General features: G+C 58.5%; 17 protein-coding genes, 1 tRNA gene and 1 pseudogene. 7 read left to right on the forward strand and 12 right to left on the reverse strand.

Annotated features, from left to right (window positions below):
• Window positions 1-75 precede the first annotated feature (75 nt).
• Window positions 76-1437, forward strand: a complete 1362-nt coding sequence (locus AB8B20_RS13700; protein ID WP_439072891.1) for a PLP-dependent aminotransferase family protein — start codon at window positions 76-78, stop codon at window positions 1435-1437.
• Window positions 1438-1476: 39 nt separating this feature from the next.
• Here the strand turns inward: AB8B20_RS13700 and AB8B20_RS13705 are convergent, their stop codons facing one another.
• From AB8B20_RS13705 to AB8B20_RS13725, 5 genes are all read right to left on the reverse strand, one after another.
• Complete coding sequence (locus tag AB8B20_RS13705) at window positions 1477-3750, reverse strand: xanthine dehydrogenase family protein molybdopterin-binding subunit (RefSeq protein WP_439072892.1); 2274 nt, start codon at window positions 3748-3750, stop codon at window positions 1477-1479.
• Window positions 3747-4238 carry a (2Fe-2S)-binding protein gene (locus tag AB8B20_RS13710; RefSeq protein ID WP_439072893.1) on the reverse strand — a complete coding sequence of 164 codons (492 nt, stop codon included), beginning with the start codon at window positions 4236-4238 and terminating at the stop codon, window positions 3747-3749. The genes AB8B20_RS13705 and AB8B20_RS13710 overlap by 4 nt, the downstream gene beginning before the upstream one ends.
• Complete coding sequence (locus AB8B20_RS13715) at window positions 4235-5122, reverse strand: FAD binding domain-containing protein (protein WP_439072894.1); 888 nt, start codon at window positions 5120-5122, stop codon at window positions 4235-4237. The genes AB8B20_RS13710 and AB8B20_RS13715 overlap by 4 nt, the downstream gene beginning before the upstream one ends.
• Window positions 5123-6379 carry an NAD(P)/FAD-dependent oxidoreductase gene (locus AB8B20_RS13720; protein ID WP_439072895.1) on the reverse strand — a complete coding sequence of 419 codons (1257 nt, stop codon included), beginning with the start codon at window positions 6377-6379 and terminating at the stop codon, window positions 5123-5125.
• A 224-nt stretch (window positions 6380-6603) separates the two neighbouring features.
• Window positions 6604-7818, reverse strand: a complete 1215-nt coding sequence (locus AB8B20_RS13725) for an ABC transporter substrate-binding protein (RefSeq protein ID WP_439072896.1) — start codon at window positions 7816-7818, stop codon at window positions 6604-6606.
• A 444-nt stretch (window positions 7819-8262) separates the two neighbouring features.
• On the opposite strand from AB8B20_RS13725, the gene AB8B20_RS13730 reads away from it, so the two are divergent.
• The 3 genes from AB8B20_RS13730 (at window position 8263) to AB8B20_RS13740 (ending at window position 10771) form a co-directional block, all read left to right on the forward strand.
• Complete coding sequence (locus tag AB8B20_RS13730) at window positions 8263-8991, forward strand: helix-turn-helix transcriptional regulator (RefSeq protein WP_439072897.1); 729 nt, start codon at window positions 8263-8265, stop codon at window positions 8989-8991.
• A 93-nt stretch (window positions 8992-9084) separates the two neighbouring features.
• Entirely contained in the window at window positions 9085-9717 is a 633-nt protein-coding gene (locus AB8B20_RS13735) for an acyl-homoserine-lactone synthase (protein ID WP_439072898.1), read from the forward strand.
• Between the two features lie 106 nt (window positions 9718-9823).
• Window positions 9824-10771, forward strand: coding sequence for a LysR family transcriptional regulator (locus AB8B20_RS13740; RefSeq protein WP_439072899.1), 948 nt, complete (start codon window positions 9824-9826; stop codon window positions 10769-10771).
• Here the strand turns inward: AB8B20_RS13740 and AB8B20_RS13745 are convergent.
• The 3 genes and pseudogenes from AB8B20_RS13745 to AB8B20_RS13755 form a co-directional block, all read right to left on the reverse strand.
• A complete protein-coding gene (locus AB8B20_RS13745) occupies window positions 10744-10986 on the reverse strand; it encodes a DUF2274 domain-containing protein (RefSeq protein ID WP_439072900.1) in 243 nt (80 codons plus the stop codon). The two genes, AB8B20_RS13740 and AB8B20_RS13745, sit on opposite strands and share 28 nt — an antisense overlap.
• A 9-nt stretch (window positions 10987-10995) precedes the next feature.
• A pseudogene (locus AB8B20_RS13750) lies at window positions 10996-11622 on the reverse strand (TrbI/VirB10 family protein); the annotation flags it as partial.
• Window positions 11621-11899 (reverse strand): hypothetical protein, encoded by a 279-nt coding sequence (locus AB8B20_RS13755; protein ID WP_439072901.1) that lies wholly within the window; start codon window positions 11897-11899, stop codon window positions 11621-11623. The gene AB8B20_RS13755 and the pseudogene AB8B20_RS13750, both read right to left, overlap by 2 nt.
• A 577-nt stretch (window positions 11900-12476) precedes the next feature.
• Here AB8B20_RS13755 and AB8B20_RS13760 point away from each other — a divergent pair.
• The 3 genes from AB8B20_RS13760 to AB8B20_RS13770 all read left to right on the forward strand — a co-directional run bounded on the left by AB8B20_RS13760 (window position 12477) and on the right by AB8B20_RS13770 (window position 14158).
• Window positions 12477-12893, forward strand: a complete 417-nt coding sequence (locus tag AB8B20_RS13760) for a DUF6088 family protein (protein WP_439072902.1) — start codon at window positions 12477-12479, stop codon at window positions 12891-12893.
• On the forward strand, window positions 12883-13425 hold the full coding sequence (locus tag AB8B20_RS13765) for a nucleotidyl transferase AbiEii/AbiGii toxin family protein (protein WP_439072903.1): 543 nt from the start codon (window positions 12883-12885) through the stop codon (window positions 13423-13425). Before AB8B20_RS13760 ends, AB8B20_RS13765 begins: the two co-directional genes overlap by 11 nt.
• A 106-nt stretch (window positions 13426-13531) precedes the next feature.
• Window positions 13532-14158, forward strand: coding sequence for a hypothetical protein (locus AB8B20_RS13770; protein WP_439072904.1), 627 nt, complete (start codon window positions 13532-13534; stop codon window positions 14156-14158).
• 241 nt (window positions 14159-14399) lie between these two features.
• On the opposite strand, the gene AB8B20_RS13775 is transcribed toward AB8B20_RS13770, so the two are convergent.
• The 4 genes from AB8B20_RS13775 to AB8B20_RS13790 all read right to left on the reverse strand — a co-directional run bounded on the left by AB8B20_RS13775 (window position 14400) and on the right by AB8B20_RS13790 (window position 16860).
• Complete coding sequence (locus AB8B20_RS13775) at window positions 14400-15659, reverse strand: tyrosine-type recombinase/integrase (RefSeq protein WP_439072905.1); 1260 nt, start codon at window positions 15657-15659, stop codon at window positions 14400-14402.
• A 177-nt stretch (window positions 15660-15836) separates the two neighbouring features.
• Window positions 15837-15912: transfer RNA gene (locus tag AB8B20_RS13780), tRNA-Phe, on the reverse strand.
• Between the two features lie 158 nt (window positions 15913-16070).
• Entirely contained in the window at window positions 16071-16247 is a 177-nt protein-coding gene (gene yacG, locus AB8B20_RS13785; protein WP_175366280.1) for a DNA gyrase inhibitor YacG, read from the reverse strand.
• Complete coding sequence (locus AB8B20_RS13790; RefSeq protein ID WP_184511824.1) at window positions 16237-16860, reverse strand: Maf-like protein; 624 nt, start codon at window positions 16858-16860, stop codon at window positions 16237-16239. Before AB8B20_RS13790 ends, yacG begins: the two co-directional genes overlap by 11 nt.
• Window positions 16861-16869: the final 9 nt, after the last annotated feature.

The following is a 16869-nucleotide window of genomic DNA, read 5'->3' on the forward strand; positions in this document are numbered from 1 at the left end:
GGTACGGTGGCGCAATGGCCGTAATGGCGATCGGCGGCCCGTCGGGACGTGCGAGGATCAGGACTGAACAGTCAAATGAATTGGCGACCGAATATTGGCCACTCGAGCAAACCAAAATATCTGGCGCTCGTCGAGGCGCTCGAAAATGACATCGCCAGCGGCGCATTGAAACACGGCGACAGGTTGCCGCCGCAACGCGAAATCGCCGGCCAACTCGACATCACGATAGCGACGATTACTAAAGCCATCAGGGAGGCCGCCCGCCGCGGCATTGTCACTGCCCGAACGGGCAGCGGCACCTTTATACGCATCGGCGAAAGCCTTCCCGAAGCCGATCGCCCTGTTCCTGATCTGAGCCTCAACACAGTCCCGTCCGGTCCGGCGAAGCCGTTTCTCGATGCTGCCCTCGAACATATGGGTGGAAAGCACGCGTCGGAGTTGTTGCTCTCTTACGAACCGAGCGTGGGCTCGGAACATCATCGCGCCAGCATGGCGAAATGGCTTCGAAAGCGCAAACTCTCGGTTCAACCGTCGCAGATCCTGCTCACTCATGGCGGACAGCACGCGCTTGCGGCATGCTTCCATGCATTGACGCGCCCCGGGGATACGGTGCTGTGCGAGGAGTGGACCTACTCGGGTATCCGTCGACTGGCTGACCTGTGCCACGTCCGTATCGAAGGCGTCGAGATGGACGCAGAGGGTCTCAAGCCTGCGTCCTTGAGAGACCAACTGAAAAAGACCGGAGCAAAGCTGGCATTCTGCACCGCCGTCGTTCAGAATCCGACCACCGCGACGATGTCGCTGGCGCGTCGCCGGGAGATCCTGTCGATTTGCAAGAAAGCGGATGCGCTCGTCGTCGAGGACGACATTTACGGCGTGCTGTCGGGCGAGGAACTCCCGGCGCTTGCAGCCATTGACAGCTCCCAGACGATCCACGTCAGCAGCCTTTCGAAATGTCTGTCTCCCGGAATCCGGCTGGGAGCACTTGTCGCCCCCGAGCAGCTGGTACCTGGCCTGCAAAACGCGCTGGTATCGCTGCAGTGGACCGCCCCCACATTTTGGGCGGAAATGTTCGAATTCATGCGCGAGAACGGCATGGCCGAACGTTGTCTGGCGGCCCATCGCAAAGAGGCAGGCCGGCGGCTCGAGCTTTACCAGGACATCGTTGAACAGAAGCCCGGCACGTCTCTGCCGAGTTACCATGTCTGGCAAAAGGTCCCTTCGCCGTGGCGGCTTGACGATTTTGTGTCGCAGCTTCACGCCGTCGGCGTGCGTGTTTCGCCCGCCGCTCATTTTGCCGTCTCGCCACAGTCCGACAATAATTTCATCAGGATTTCATTGGGCGGCGGAGACGATATCGACCTGCTCAAGACGCAATTGATGAAGGTAAAAGAAGTCATGCGTGGCCGGCCAAGGCTTTCAGCCACGATCATATAGTCCGGAGCGAGGCTCACGATCGAAGCGCTTTGCGCCAGGTCATTCGCGCTCAGCGCTTCTGTCGTCGATAAGGAAGCCCGCCATAAAGGCCGCATCGAAAGGCAGGCGCGCAGGCTGACGGCCAAGCAGATCGCGAATCGCTGAACCGATCGCAGCGGCTGGCAGAATGATCGGCGGCTCCCCTACTCCCTTCGCGCCGAAAGGACCCGTCGCGCCTTCGTTGGTCTCGATGAAGATCGTCTCGATCTCGGCCGGGACATCCGCGATGGTGGGCATCCGGTAGTCGTGGAAATTGCCGTTGCGAACGGCGCCGTTCGTGCCGCGTTCCAGGTTTTCAGTAAGAGCATAACCAATGCCCTGGACGATCCCGCCTTCTACCTGACCACGCGCTGCGACCGGATTGAGAATCCGGCCGACATCATGCACGGCAGCATAGCGCAGCACCTCGATGCGCCCGGTCTCTTCATCGAGGGCGATTTCGACGGCATGGCAATGAAACGTCGCCTCGCCCAGCCTGGCAAAGCGCACATTGTCTAGCGTGGAGCCCTGAAGGGCGCTTTGCTTGGCGCGATATCGGCCCGACGCCAGCACCGGACCACTGCGCATCTTGGCCGACATCACGACCTCAGCAAGGGGCAGCGAAGCGTTCGAGGTCCCATTGGCTTCGACGCGTCCATCGCGCAGAACGAGGTCTTCAGGCTCGAGGCCGAGCATTTCCGCAGCTTCATCTTTGATCTGCTTGGCTGCTTCCTGGGCGGCCAGCAGCGCTGCGTTGCCCGTACAAAACAGCGTCCGGCTACCTCGCGATCCAGACTCAAAAGGTGCATCTCGCGTGCTACCGTTGTTTAACGTGACACGCCCTGCATCGACACCCAACACTTCTGCAACTATTGCCGGCAGCGTCGTCGAAATAACGCCGGTGCCAATCTCGGTCCCGCCCGACGACAAAGTTGCGCTACCGTCATCATGGACCTCGACGAATGCCGACGACGGCGTTCCGAGGGTGCACCACCAGGTGCATGCGATTCCGTAGCCACGGCGCCGCCCATCCGGTGACCGTTGACCATCAGCTCGGAAAGCCTCAAGGCGGGCCGCGGCGACGTCCAAACATTGTTCCACGGTGACATCTGCGACCATGAGGTCACCAGTCGGCCCCCGCTCTCCCCTTTTAATGAAGTTGCGACGGCGGATGTCGAGCCGGCCGATTCCGATCGCGTCGGCGATCTCGTCGAGATGCATTTCACCGGCATAGACCATCTGCGGCCCGGTCGGGCCGCGGAACGACCCTGTCGGCGCCGTATTCGTATAGACCCCGCGCGAGGTGATTTCGAGGTTCTCGATATTGTACGGCCCGGTCGAGAAGAACGCCGCCATCGAATTCAGTCCCTGAATATCGAGGGCATAGGCGCCAGAATCGAGTTGCACGTCGCAACGGCGCGCCAAAAATTTCCCGTTCCTTTCGACAGCGCTCGTCATCTCCACGATGGAGTTCTCACGGGGATTTCCGGTCTGCATGTCTTCGGTGCGGCTGCAGATCAGCTTTACGGGCCTCTGCGTCGCTAACGCCATCGCGGCGGCGTGCGGGGCCAAACCGACATGAAGCTTCCCGCCGAAGCCACCACCCACCGCCGGCACCCGAATCTCGATTTCGCTGATCGGCAGATCGAACAGCTCAGCCAAGACGCTGCGCACTCCGAATGGTTGCTGGGTGCTCATGATGATCTGTAATCCGGCGCCGGACGGCGCAGCTATCACCGCCCGGGGCTCCAGATAGCCCTGATGAACCCTGTGGGTCTCGATCCTCGTCGTGATGACAGCATGGGCGCCCTCGAACGCCGCTGCCACGTCGCCACGCGTAATGCGTGCCACATCGACAACGTTGCTTGTGCCGCCATGAACCATCGGGGCGTCACTGCGTGCGGCCAGGTCGAGATCAACGACGGCCGGCAACGGATCGATATCGACTTCAACAGACTTGGCGGCCTGAAGGGCCGCCGCCAGCGTCGCGGCTCCGATCATTGCGATTGGTTCACCCACATACCGTACAATGTGACGCGCGAAGATCGGCTGATCCTTGAGATAGTTTCCGTATCCCTTGTCCGGAACATCGCGCGCCGTCAGGACACGTTCAACCCCTTCAACCTGTTCGGCCTTTGACGTATCGATATGGCGGATGCGTCCCGATGCGACCGATGAGCGGACAATGACAGCATGGAGAACGTTCGGAGGTGTGAAGTCCTCTGTATATTTGATCTCTCCGCAGATTCTTTCGCGCGCATCGCGGCGCACCAGCCTGGTACCGATGATCGTCATGTCGACTGCCCTGAAATAAGCCTTGCCGCAACCCTGCGGATCGCCTGCTTGATCGGAAAGTACCCGGTACACCGGCATAGATTGCCGGCGAGGGCCGTATTGATGTCGGAATCAGTGAGGTGGTCGCGATCGCCCAGGTCGAGCAGCACAGTTGCGGTCACGACAATGCCTGGAGTGCAAAAGCCGCATTGCGACCCATCGGTGGCGATCAGTTCCTCAACGATCATTCTGCCAATGGGTGTCTGAGCGATGCCTTCAACGGTTTGCACCTCTGTACCATCGCATTCCATGGCGTAGACGAGACAGGAACTTGCCACCCTTCCATTCATGACAACGGTGCAGGCGCCACAGTCTCCGCTGGCGCATCCCAGCTTCGTGCCGGTCAACCCAAAGGCCGAGCGTATGGCTTCTATCAACAACGTCGTAGAATCGACCGCGACTTCACGAATGCTTCCGTTGACATTCAACTTGACGGCGAAGTTGCTCATTGCGGCAAACTCTTTTTGTCAGCGGCCCGGACCGCAGCCTGCAGGACAACCCGGCACGTCAACGGATGGAGGACATGCAGCCGGTGCTTTCGTGTGCCACGCACGTCATCGATAGGTGAGGCTCTCGCAACCACCGCCTCGGCAGCTCGCTGGACAGTTGCGATTTCTATCGGCTTGCCTATCAAGGCTCCCGCCGCTTCAGGGACCAGAAAGGCGGTCGGGCCACATGCGCCAACTGCGATCGAGGCCTTCGTACAAATTCCGCCCTCGAGGGTGATATGGGCGGCGACACCAGCGACCGACAGATCCATTGCGTTGCGATAGGTAAACCTCAGGTAGGCCGACGCCCCGTCGTCGGGGCTTACAATGATCCGCGTCAAAAGTTCATTTTGTTTCCGCAATGTCTTGCCTGGTCCGACGAAGAATTCGCGCGCGGCCACCAGTCGTCTTCCAAACCGCGAAACCAGTTCGAACTGGGCGTCATGAACCAGAGTGCCGCAAAGTGTATCGGCGGCCGGTGAGGCGCGGCAAATGTTGCCTCCAATAGTCGCTCGACAGCGGGTCTGCCAGGCGCCAACCAAAGCTGCACCGTCACTGATAGCGTTCGGCGATACCGCAAAGTATCTCGCCAGGCCGTCGAGATCAGTCGCTGCGCCGATGGCGATCTCCGTGTCGTCAGTCGAAATATGCGACATTCCAGCGATGTGCTTGATGTCGGCGACATGGGACGAAATCACCATCCCCTCGGCCCGCATGATTACGAGATCGGTTCCGCCTGCCAAAATGCAGATGTCAGCCTCATCCAACAACGCGACAGCTTCACCTATCGTCTTTGGCCGTTCATAGAAGCGCCCTGTGAGCTTCGTAGTGGAAATTCCTGTCATCTAGCTTGCCGCCAGTGATGTGTGGCCGTATTTCCGCACGTGTTCCGAAGCTTCTGCGTCGCGATAGATGCTTTCGTACTCCTTGAGGCCCGACTTCCGGATATCTTCGTTCGACGGCCTGTCCGCCGAGAAGCGCGTGATCGCGAACCGCGAAAGATCATCCGGCCGGCGCCCGGACGTCAGCCAGGCCGCCATGTCTTCACCCACCGCCGGCGAGACGGAAAGCCCCATGACGTTGCAACCGGTCACAAAGAACAGCCCCTTTGCTGTAGGCGCCTCATCGATCAAATAGCGGCCGTCCGGCGTCATCGCAGTGACGCCCCCTCGCATCTCTTCAATACGGGACCGATCGAGTCCCCGATATATGTGGCATACCTTGTCGATGGCCATCTCGGTTGCCGCTGGATCGAGGCTAACGCCCTCGGTCCTATCCGGAACGGAATCAATTACTTCCGGCAGCGGCTCGTACGTGCCGAAAAGAAGATTTGCACCGTCCGGCCGGGCATAGACTGCATGATCAACAATGCGAACAGTCGGCAGGTCCGGACGTATGCCCACGATGCCGCTTCTAATCGAATATTGATGCCTGACGAACAGCAGCGGAAGCGGCGCGATACCGATACCCTGCAGCAGGCCGCTGGTCCAAGGTCCCGCGGCGATGACGACCGCGTCCGCATAGATATCGCCTTCACTGCTGGCAACGCCGACTACTCCGCCGTTCTTCGTCAGAACATTGCTTACATCCGGACCAAATCTGAACTCGACGCCAAATCGCAGGCACGCCTTATGGAAAGAGTCCAGCATGTCGGGTGGATGAAAATAGATGTCGTCGGGGGCATACCATGCTGCGCGGCAGTGGCTAGCGTCGGTGTGAGGCGCGAGCTTTTCGGCCTCGGACGGCAGGATCAAATCGACCACCGCGCCGAGAGCGTTCGCCCTGCGCACCTCGCGCTCGAGCTGCTCGGCCGACCAGTCGGCCATTGCATACTTGATACTCCCGGCCTGATGATAGCTGATCGGAACTCCGGTCCGCTGCTCGAATTCAACGACGGATGCGATGCTCCTATGCATCAGTCTTCCCATGCCCGGATCGGTCTGAGCAATGACGGACTGCCCTGCCGCACGGGCGGATGTCTGTTTTCCTGGCCCGACGCGATCGATAGCGCATACTTTCGCACCTTTGATCGCGAGATTCAGCGCGATCGACAGTCCGATCGCACCACAACCAACAACGAGAACATCAATCGTCTTTTTCATTTCATTGCCTCAGGATCCGCGACATGACCCAAGTCCAAGGCTTGCGCTGAGCTCGCCGCAGAAATTGACACCGATTTCCAGTCGCTGGCGGTCGCTTCGAACATCCACTTATGCGCTCCGTGTCGAACATGTGACCGAAGCGCCCAAGCTATTTTAGCGTCGTTACGACATGCAACTGTTTGCAAAGGCAACAGCGCACGTACGACTGCGCGGCGCTGATCGCGTCATTCCTTCCGAGCGGCCTTCACTTCCGCTTCCGGAATCATGTAGTTCGCGCCATCCTTGTATGACCAGTCGACGAAGGCTCCCACTCCGTCCTTTACGGCGAGCTTCCCGATCCACGTCCCCATGGTGACTTTATTATCGATCGCGCGGATCTGCAGGGGACCGACGATGGAGTCGAACTTCATGCCCTTCATTGCGGCTGCGAGCTCATCGGGGTTGACAGTGTTTGCCTTCGATATCGCGTCCTTGATCAACATCATCTCGACATAACCCTGCATCGCGAATGCGCCCGGCAATTCATTGTATTTTTTCTGATAGGCCCCAATAAACGCCTTGTGCGCAGGATCGGCAATTTCCGCCGCCGGGTACCCGTGCGTGATCCAGCCGACAGGAACCTGGTCTTTCATCGGAATGAGATATTCGGGATAACCGGATGCTAGGCTGAGAACAGTACGCTTATCGAAAAGCCCACGTGCCAGGCCGTCGCGCGCAAATTGACCAAGATCCGCGCCAAACAGCGCATTAAAAATGCCATCTGGCTTGGCTTCCTCCAGCGCGTTCGCGATGGCACCGCCATCCACCTTGCCGAGCGGAGGGTACTGCTCGGCCACGATCTCGGCGTCGGGTTGCCGCTGCTTGAGCAGACGTTTGAACGCGCTCGCAGCTGACTGGCCATACTCGTAGTTTGGCGCGACGATCGCCCAACGCTTCAGACCGAGCTTGCTCCCCTGCTCGGCCAGCATGTTTGTGTACGTGTAGACATTTGCGCGGAAGTGGAACGTGTACTTGTTGCCCTTATCGAGCGAGAGCGCATCGGTCGCTGAATTCGCCGGAACGAACACAACTTTCTTTTGTTTGGCGAAATCCGCAACCGCCAGCGAAATATTGGAAAGAAAGGTTCCCATCAGCACGGAAACACCTTCCCGCGTCACCAACTCTTCGGCCACACGGATCGCATCCGTCGGTGTCCCGCCGTCGTCACGCGATATGACGACGAGCTTCTTCCCTAGCACACCTCCGTTAGCGTTGATCTGCTCTACCGCCAGTTGCCAGCCGTTCCGGTAAGGCACAGTGAATGCTGACCAGCGATTATAGGACGACAGATCTCCGATTTTGAGCGCTTCCTGGGCGCGGGCGGACGGCGGGGACAGTGTTTGCGCCGCGGAGAAAAGAGCAGCCACCAGACCCGTCACTTTCAAAACATTTTTGATCACCGCGAGACCCCCGATTTCGAGTTACAATTCGATCACACTATCACGCTTTTTTATTGTTACAATACGCTTTTTATTGTACTACCAGTACGCTCTGTGGCTAGTAGAGATCCGCAATCGGGGCCTGGGAGCGCGCTTTTCGCATTAACCGCTCGCAACCGTGTCCAGAGCTCACGAACTCCCTTCCACAACGGAATGAAGCGAATCCGAAGGCGAGAATTGAGAGAGGACAATTCGGGTTGCGTCGATCGAGATTAGTACGTCGCCCCCATTAGAAGACTCTCGAACCGCTCATCGGTTGGTCGGACAAACAGCGGCGGGCGCCCCAAGTCTATATGGATCCCCCGCTTTTTAGGCTGGCAATGGCTTGCCTAAGGAAGTGATGGAAAATCCCGAAAATTGAAAAAGAGAGACGAAGACGTTTCGAACTCCGGCCTGAGCGCTCCAATGCATCGCATTTATCAGACCTTTATCGATCGCCTGACGGAAAGTACCGATGCCGCAGAACTACAGAAGGGCATGGAGGAAACGACCCGCGCGTTAGACCTGTCTTGCTTCGCCTATCTGCGCATTTCAGGAGAAAAGGGCGGCGTTCCGCAACTTCTATCGACGTATCCGCCCACATGGACGGCGCTGTATTTGAAAAATCGCTACGAGCGCTTTGATCCCGTGATCACGCAGGCGCTTCAAGATACTGAGCCCTTTCAATGGGGGCTCGACTTGAGCACTGGCATACTCTCTCGTCCGCAGCGGGAGCTGTTGGAGGACGCCGCTAGATTTGGGATCGCGTGTGGCTTTACTGTTCCGATTCATGATGGTCGCGGTCCAGTAGCAGCCGTTACTTTTGCAGCAGACACGCGACGCGGTACCGCCTTTACTCGGCGCATCGAAGCACACAAACAAGCGCTTCAGCTTATGGCAATGTATTTTCATGCACATGTTCGGCATAAACTCGCTCCCGATCGGATCATCGGTGGCGTGTCATTATCGCCTCGCGAATTCGAATGCCTCGGATGGGCGGCACAGGGCAAATCCGCTTGGGAAATCGGACGCATCCTCGGCATCACACGTCGCACGACCGTCTTTCACTTAGAAAATGCCAAAGCGAAGCTCGGCGTTCATTCGATTTGCCAAGCTGTCGCGCGCCTAGCTTCCTCCAGACCTATGATGCCCTGATCTAACCACCGCGCAACCTGTACATCTGCACAGGATGCGCCAGCGCAAAAATTCGCCTCCAATGCTGAGAGATCAGCAATCGAGGAGGCGATCATGATGCACGTTATAACGGCGGAGTACTTCGGTAATTTTCTTAGTGAGATTGCGGAGATGCACCGCCTGCGCTACCGCGTTTTCAGGGAGCGACTAGACTGGGACGTCCGGGTCAGCGGCGATATGGAGATCGACGCCTTCGACGCCCTTCAGCCAAGCTACTTGCTACAGCGTGGTGGTGATGGGCGCATCCAAGGCTGCGTGCGCTTGCTTCCGTCCACCGGCGCCACGATGCTTCGCGATACCTTTCCCGTTCTCTTGGACGGAGCACCCGCTCCCGCTAGCTCCACTATCTGGGAAAGCAGCCGCTTTGCGCTCGATGTTGTGGCCGACGCGCCCAAGGGCGCTCACGGCCTGGCAACGGCGACCTACGAACTTTTCGCGGGCATGATCGAGTTCGGTCTGTCGCGACAGCTTACCGAGATCGTCACCGTCACCGACGTCCGGATGGAGCGGATCCTGCGCCGCGCCGGGTGGCCTTTGCGGCGGATAGGCAAGCCTCGCCCGCTTGGCAGCACCGTGGCCGTTGCGGGCTATCTCGAGGTTTCGTCTCATGCCTTGGCGCGCGTACAAACTGCCGGTGGCCTACAAGGACCCGTGCTGTGGGCTCCCGTCGCGTTTATGGCTGCCTGAGACACTTTTATTGAGCCTCCGCGAGCGTTCCCTGCGACGCCTGACACGGACGTCGCGCAATTTCCCTTTACGAGCTATCGAATATCAAAACATGGCAGAGAGAACCATGGCAAACGATACACGGAAACCTGACGCCCGACTGCTGGCCGTTGATCTACAGCAGTTGCAATTTGCCGTGACAGCGGCGGACATTGGTAGCTTTCGGCAAGCCGCGGACGTATTGCGGCTTCGTCAATCGCAGTTGAGCCGATCTGTCCGCCAGCTCGAGCACTCGATTGGCGTCGTTGTGTTCGAGCGATCGAGCGGAGGCGTGAAGCCAACCCCAGAGGGCCGCGAATTTCTCAGGACGGCACGAACAATCTTGGAGCAAGTTGATGCGCTCGTTGCCAGCACTAAAACAACCAAGCGCGGAGATACCGGTAAATTAGCGGTCGGATTCTGCACGTCTCTTTCGGCGGGCAACCTGCGTGCGACGTTACTCGATTTCAAGGTACACTTTCCGAATATCGAACTCGTCACCGTCGAACGATCGCAAACGCGCCTGACGACTGCGCTACGCAACGGAACACTCGACATTCTCGTCGTGACCGGCGCGACGCCTCTGCCAAGAAGTCAGACCCTTCCGCTTTGGAGCGAGCGGATCCTGGTCGCCTTGCCAGAGGATCATCCCTTGACGACACGTGACGTCGTTTTGTGGACCGACCTTCGGAATCAAACAGTTTTGCTGAGCCACTATGACCCCGGACACGAACTTGAGGACGTCCTGATTTCTAAGCTCCCGTTGCCTGGGGACAGGCCTCAAATAGAACGTCACGACGTCAGTCGGGGCATCATCAAGAGCCTAATCAGTATGAAGCTCGGGATCAGCCTGGTAATGGAATCCGATATCGGCGCCAGCTTTGCGGGTTTGGTTTATCGCGAATTGCGCGACGGGACACGGCCGAGCTACCTAGATTTTTCGGCACATTGGCGGGGCGATAACGAAAACCCAGCCCTTCATGGCTTCCTAAAGCTGTTGGCCGAGCGCTACCCGTCGCCAGCGACTGGTGAATGAGCCGCACGACGGCATTTCGCAAATCCCCGATCTGTCGCCATGAAGCGCATCAGCATGGGCGCGATCAGCTTTGACGGATCATCGACCGGCTGACCAGTTTCACGTGCGAGGGCTCCCGCATAGGCGACGAGATCTCGATGCACGGCAGCCGGCAGTTCAAGGGTGACCTTGACAGGCTTGTCATTCGGAAGCGCTCCGATCTTGAGCTTGGCCATCTTCATTCCTCACCCTCTGTAAGGCTCAAGTACGAGGTCGCGATTGACGATCACGCGAACCGGAAATCCCGGCCTGATCGTCAGCGTTGGCTGGATGTTGAGATTGCGTTCAACGATCTTCTGTCCAGTTCGATTGAAGCTATCGCTCGATCCACGGCGAAGGGCCTGGATGATGTCACCGTTATTGCCGGTGTCGGAGCCGGCTCCCACTTCGCTGCCAACTGCTAGGAGCGTCGACAGGAGTGCCGCCTTGAAGAGAGCGCCCCAATGATTGTCGACTTCATCCTCCAGACCCGCATAGCCGCCTGCATCCGCGCCTGGCTGGCGTTCGAGCACGATCGAACGGCCGTTGGGCATGATCAAGCGCGTCCAGACCAGCAGCACACGTGACTGACCGAACGCGATCTGGCTGTCGTAGGTACCGATCAAACGAGCTCCCTGTGGGATCAGCAGCAGGCGACCGGATGGTGTGTCATAGACATTTTCGGTCACCTGCGCCGTGATCTGCCCGGGCAAATCTGAGCGGATGCCGGTGATGAGAGCTCCCGGAATAACCGTCCCTGCCTGAACCACATACGGCGAAGCTGGTTTCGTGACGCGGTCCGGGCTCGTGGTACGGCGATCAACCGATGCATTACCGCGTGTCGCGCGGATTGAAGTTCGGCCAGTTTGCGAGCGGTTTCAAGAATGGCAGATTGGCCCGGCGTTCAGGATAATGAAACTCTGCGCCGCGCAGCCAGCGGCCCTGGAAGCGATCCCAAAACAGGATCGCGTCCATTTGCCAGGTGAACTCATAGACCTTCCACACTCCATCGCTCTGGATGGTTTCGCCGGTCGAATTGAAGGGCAGACTGTTGAGTTTGCACAGCACATCGATTTCGGCCCAATGGGCGCGAACGTGGGTGTCTTCCAAGGCGACGTGATAGGGGTCGGTCGGCCCGCCAGCGTAGCCCTTCCCCGCGCGGGTGAAAGCCCTGACGCTGTGTCATGAATTCGGGGATGCGGCTGATAGCCTTCCCGATCCGGCGAGCTTCTTCCGACGTGAGCTTGCTAGCGCCAAAGCTGTAACGCTGCGAGTGGTCGCGGCAATACAGCCAGGCCACCGTCACGCCATTGGCGTCCTGGACGGTGTAGCACTTGGAATTCTCCCGGATCACGGTCCAGGGCGGTTTGAAACGGCGGGTTGACTCCATCGCCTGGCACCTCGTGCTTCATCGCAACCAGGTCTTCGAGGATGTTTCCCTTGATCTTGTTGGACATCGCTTGGCCGCCCTACCCGATAATCTTTCTTTTCGCCTGCGCCAGTGTACGCCGAGTCGCTGGCTTCGCTCTGCTAGGCTGGTGCCGCAGGCGCTGGACGGACCGAGCGGGTGAAATGACTAACCTAAGTCATTGATATCAATTATACTATTGAATTCATTACATTATTTCTTGAATGACGTCGGGTTTTTGTCTATAGTCAATGTCGGGTTTTTGCAAGGAGGACCAATATGCCTCGCAAGCGCACATTGCGCGAAAAGATAGAACAGCGGATCGCCCGCAAGAAGGGCGAGGACGTGTTCCTGACGCGTGAATTCAAGACGCTCGGCGGCGAGGATCAGGTCCTGCGCGTCTTACGCAAGCTCGTGGACGATGGCCGCTTAGTGCGGCTCGGCTATGGCGTCTACGGGCGGGCGACCGTTTCGAGCCTGAGCGGCAAGCCGATGCTCTATAGCCGTGACGGCTTCGTCGGCGTGGCACGTCAGGCGCTCGACAAGCTCGGCGTTAAATGGGAGCCGACCGAAGCCGAACGCGCGTATAATGAGGGCCGCTCGACGCAGATCCCCGTGAACCCGGTGGTGCGGGTCAAAGGTCGCTTCTCACGTCATCTACGTTACCGCAACGCGGAGCTGGTTCTTGAGCGATAACCCAACCCTCGAACAGCTGCTCGAAGTCCAGGAGTATTTTGGGCTCCCGGGCCCGGCGCTTGTCGAGAAGGATTGGTATGTCGTCAAGGCGTTGGCTGCCATTGCTGCAGTCGACACCGGCGATTTCCGCCTCGTGTTCGGCGGCGGCACGGCACTAAGCCGCGCCTACAAGCTTACCAAGCGCATGTCGGAAGATGTCGACCTTAAGATCGTCCGCGATAAGGCTACGACGCGCGGCGAGCTCCGCAAATTGCGCAAAATAATTACCGATGCGCTGCTGGGCGCGGGCTTTGACTTCGATCCTGAGAACAAAGACCATCGCGTCACGATGTATGAAGGGCGTTACACCAAATACCAGTTGCCTTACAAAGCCCTCGCCGAGGGCAAGGGCATCTTGCGGCCCAATGTCCAGATTGAAACCTCGGTATGGCCGCTGCGGCGCGAGACCGTAGACAAGCCGGTGATCTCCTTCATCGCAGAAGCCTACATCTCGCTTCGTTTGGCGACAGCTTCCTACTTGTTGCAATTATAGACAGTAAACGCCTTGCGTGTATATTGAATTGAGACCGACGCTGGAGGGTCTAGGTGACCTCGCGAGAAGCTAGCCGTTGATAAACAGAAACAGAAGGAAGGCTGCGATGACGTTCAGTCAACGCGTCAGGGACAGCATTCTCCCTCTTTCAATCGCCGATACCCTGCCGAAAGCATTCGGAGAATGGCGCTTCACAGGTCACACTCACGATCATGAGCAGCCCATTGAGACGTGCCAGCTCTGCGGACAGGAAGGCCTTCGCTACCATTTTGAGATTCAGAACGACTTTACGAGCAATTCGCTCGAGGTCGGCTCTCATTGTATCCTTCAGTTCAACGTTGCGGTCTACGAAGATGGAAGGCGACTAACTCCCGCAGATGCCAAGCGACGCCTGGACAAGTTGGTGCAAAAGATGCGCTTGGATTCATGCATCAGATCTCTTCAACAGCTTGCACGCGCGGAGAAGTCAGAGATCCTCTCGGGGGCGTTGGAATATTACCTAACGAATAAGAAACTAACGCCAAAGCAAGCATTCGTGGTGTTCTGGCGATTGCGTCGAAATCGCATCGACCATGATCCCTCTTTCTTCAACGTCACGCTGAAAAAGAAACGATACATGGATGACCTCGCCGCGATGGAGACCAGCAAGGTTCATTGTTTTTGGAAGGCATTGACTTCAAGCCAACGTCAGAGCGCGCTCGGTTTAGGTCATTCGGCCCCACCGGGTGAGTAGAAATTTCGCGCTTATGCGTATGAAATGATGAGCGCGATGAAGGTGAATCGTCGCGTTCTCGCTAGCACGAGTGAAGGTCTTCCAGTTCGCCATTTTGAGGGCCTCTCCATTGGGGCTCGTGGTGCCGATCATCGCAGCGCGCGTGTCTCGGGCAAACGACGGCGGAAATTCATGCGACCATCGATCGCCCGCGCGAATAGGCGCCTCAGTTGCCTCGAATATCTTCAGATAGGCTCGACGGCTAGGATGCTGACGACGATCGGGATCGCCGGGCCTTCGCGATCGGCAGAACGGTTCCGGACCTGCGGAGGTCATCCAGGTAATCCGCGTACCATTGCATCATCGGGACACGTTCTTCCCAATATTCGGCGCCATTATAGGCACTACGAACCTCGTCTTCCTCTTGGTGCGCTAGCTGACGCTCGATAGCATCGCTATCCCAACGGCGCCTGCCATCCGAGCAGCGACTTTCGTTCAGCAGTGTCGACGCCGTCGACCGGAAGCCATGCGCAGTCACTTGCGCTTTCGTGTACCCAAGCCGGCGAAGCGCAGCGTTTAGCGTCCCATCGGAAATCGGACGATGCCACGAGCGGATCTGCGGAAACAAGTAGGGCGACGTGCCTGTGACTTCGCGAAGGTCATTGATGATCGCAATCGCCTGTCGAGACAGCGGCACCTTGTGCGGCCGCGGCATCTTCATTTTTTCCTTCGGAATGTTCCAGACGGCGTCCCGCAGATCGAATTCCTTCCATTCCGCGTGCCGCAGTTCGCCCGGCCGAACGAAGGTAAGGGCGATCAACTGCAACGCCGCGCGTGTTGTGATCTGACCGTCCATGTCGTCGATCGCGCGGAGAAGCGCGCCGACGGCCTTCGGCTCGGTGATGGCGGCCCGGTGATTGACCTTTGGCGCTATGAGAGCCCCCGTTAGGTCAGCCGATGGGTCGCGCTCGGCGCGATCGGTGCTAATCGCATATTTGAAGACACGACCACTAATGCTGCGGGCACGTCGGGCCGTATCATATCGCCCTCGCCTCTCGATCTTTCGAAGCACATCAAGCAATTCCGACGCCTTGATCTCGGCGATCGGTCGATCACCCAAATCGGCGTTGATGAAGCCGAGAAGCCATTTTTTCTTTTCTATTGTCTTTGGGTCGTCGCCCTCGGCTTCGAACTTCGTGATCAGTTCGTCCGCGACGATCCGGAAGGTATTGCTGCGTGCGATGCGCGCCGCGCTGCGATCCAACTTGCGCTGCGCGGACGGATCGATGCCCTTGGCCAGAAGCACCTTGTTCGCGTCCCGACTGGCGCGGGCATCGGCGAGACTGACCGCCGGATAGGCGCCCAGCGCAATCAGCTTCTGCTTTCCGTCGAACCGATACGCCTGTCGCCAAAGCCGCGACCCGTTCTTTTCAACAAGCAAATGCAGCCCGCCTCCATCGCTGATTTTGTAGGGCTTGGTGGCGGATTTGGCGGCACGGCAGGCGGCATCCGAAAGCGGCATCGATTAGGTCCCCGCAGTCAATCTACCAACACACGATCGACGGGATACCAACAGCGATACCAACAAAAACAACGGCTGCCGGCGGACGGTCGCGAATGTCAGCGAACGAGAAAGCGCTCTAATTCAAGCACTTATAGCACATCAGCGGACAGAGGAGGAAGCTGGGGGACATACAAATGGTGCCCAGGGGCGGGATCGAACCACCGACACTGCGATTTTCAGTCGCATGCTCTACCAACTGAGCTACCTGGGCGCCGCCCCGGATCAGGTCCAGGGAGCGCCGGTTTATAGTCAGGCAAATCGGCCCTGTCCACCCGCCCGATGGCATTTCTGTGAACGAAGATTTTCCCGTCAAAACAATGGGAAATGACCGCTTCGGACCGGCTTGGACAGCGCGAATGCCCGTCAAGCCTATTCGGCGTCCTCGTCATCCGTCGGTTTGCCGGGAATCGCATAGGAACCCGACAGCCAGCGATTGAGATCGACGTCGCGGCAACGCTCGGAGCAGAACGGCTTGGAGGCCTCCACCGCGGGCTTGCCGCAGATCGGGCACGGTTTTTCGCCGGATTTGGACGCCTTAGCTTGCATTCAACCATCCGAAACGGATCGGGAAGCCCTCGCCGCCGAGGAGTGTGACGGTCTCGTAGAGCGGCAGGCCGACAATATTGGTGTAGGAGCCGACCATCTTGACCACGAAGGAACCGGCAATGCCCTGCACGGCGTAGCCACCGGCTTTGCCGCGCCATTCGCCAGAGCCGATATAGGTCGAGATGTCTTCTTCGTTAAGGCGCTTGAAGCGCACCTTGGTCTCGATCAGCCGCTGCCGAAAGCTTTCCTTGGGGGTGACGATGCAGACCGCCGTATAGACACGGTGGTTACGGCCCGACAGCAACCGCAGGCACTGCGAAGCCTCATCGACCAGTTCCGCCTTGGGCAGGATGCGACGACCGACGGCCACCACGGTATCGGCTGCAAGAATGAACGAGCCGCGGAGTTCGTCGTCGAGCTGAACTGACTTGAGCGCGGCTTCCGCCTTGGCTCGGGCTAGACGATTGGCGCAGGCGCGCGGCAATTCGCCCCGCTTCGGGGTCTCGTCGACATCGGCAGGACGCAGCGCATCGGGCTCGATCCCGGCCTGATTGAGCAGGCTGAGGCGGCGGGGCGAACCGGAGGCGAGAACGAATTTGGGGCGGCCGAGCATGCGGGGCGA

The organism is Tardiphaga sp. 866_E4_N1_4, assembly GCF_052076075.1.
In the GTDB taxonomy this organism is placed as follows: Bacteria; Pseudomonadota; Alphaproteobacteria; order Rhizobiales; family Xanthobacteraceae; genus Tardiphaga; species Tardiphaga robiniae.

What these genes read in the sequence shown, in the direction of transcription:
- AB8B20_RS13700 (WP_439072891.1), top strand. Translation starts at nt 76, where the DNA reads ATGAATTGGCGACCGAATATTGGCCACTCGAGCAAACCAAAATATCTG.
- AB8B20_RS13705 (WP_439072892.1), bottom strand. Translation starts at nt 3,750, where the DNA reads ATGACGATCATCGGTACCAGGCTGGTGCGCCGCGATGCGCGCGAAAGA.
- AB8B20_RS13710 (WP_439072893.1), bottom strand. Translation starts at nt 4,238, where the DNA reads ATGAGCAACTTCGCCGTCAAGTTGAATGTCAACGGAAGCATTCGTGAA.
- AB8B20_RS13715 (WP_439072894.1), bottom strand. Translation starts at nt 5,122, where the DNA reads ATGACAGGAATTTCCACTACGAAGCTCACAGGGCGCTTCTATGAACGG.
- AB8B20_RS13720 (WP_439072895.1), bottom strand. Translation starts at nt 6,379, where the DNA reads ATGAAAAAGACGATTGATGTTCTCGTTGTTGGTTGTGGTGCGATCGGA.
- AB8B20_RS13730 (WP_439072897.1), top strand. Translation starts at nt 8,263, where the DNA reads ATGCATCGCATTTATCAGACCTTTATCGATCGCCTGACGGAAAGTACC.
- AB8B20_RS13735 (WP_439072898.1), top strand. Translation starts at nt 9,085, where the DNA reads ATGATGCACGTTATAACGGCGGAGTACTTCGGTAATTTTCTTAGTGAG.
- AB8B20_RS13740 (WP_439072899.1), top strand. Translation starts at nt 9,824, where the DNA reads ATGGCAAACGATACACGGAAACCTGACGCCCGACTGCTGGCCGTTGAT.
- AB8B20_RS13745 (WP_439072900.1), bottom strand. Translation starts at nt 10,986, where the DNA reads ATGGCCAAGCTCAAGATCGGAGCGCTTCCGAATGACAAGCCTGTCAAG.
- AB8B20_RS13760 (WP_439072902.1), top strand. Translation starts at nt 12,477, where the DNA reads ATGCCTCGCAAGCGCACATTGCGCGAAAAGATAGAACAGCGGATCGCC.
- AB8B20_RS13770 (WP_439072904.1), top strand. Translation starts at nt 13,532, where the DNA reads ATGACGTTCAGTCAACGCGTCAGGGACAGCATTCTCCCTCTTTCAATC.
- AB8B20_RS13775 (WP_439072905.1), bottom strand. Translation starts at nt 15,659, where the DNA reads ATGCCGCTTTCGGATGCCGCCTGCCGTGCCGCCAAATCCGCCACCAAG.
- yacG (WP_175366280.1), bottom strand. Translation starts at nt 16,247, where the DNA reads ATGCAAGCTAAGGCGTCCAAATCCGGCGAAAAACCGTGCCCGATCTGC.
- AB8B20_RS13790 (WP_184511824.1), bottom strand. Translation starts at nt 16,860, where the DNA reads ATGCTCGGCCGCCCCAAATTCGTTCTCGCCTCCGGTTCGCCCCGCCGC.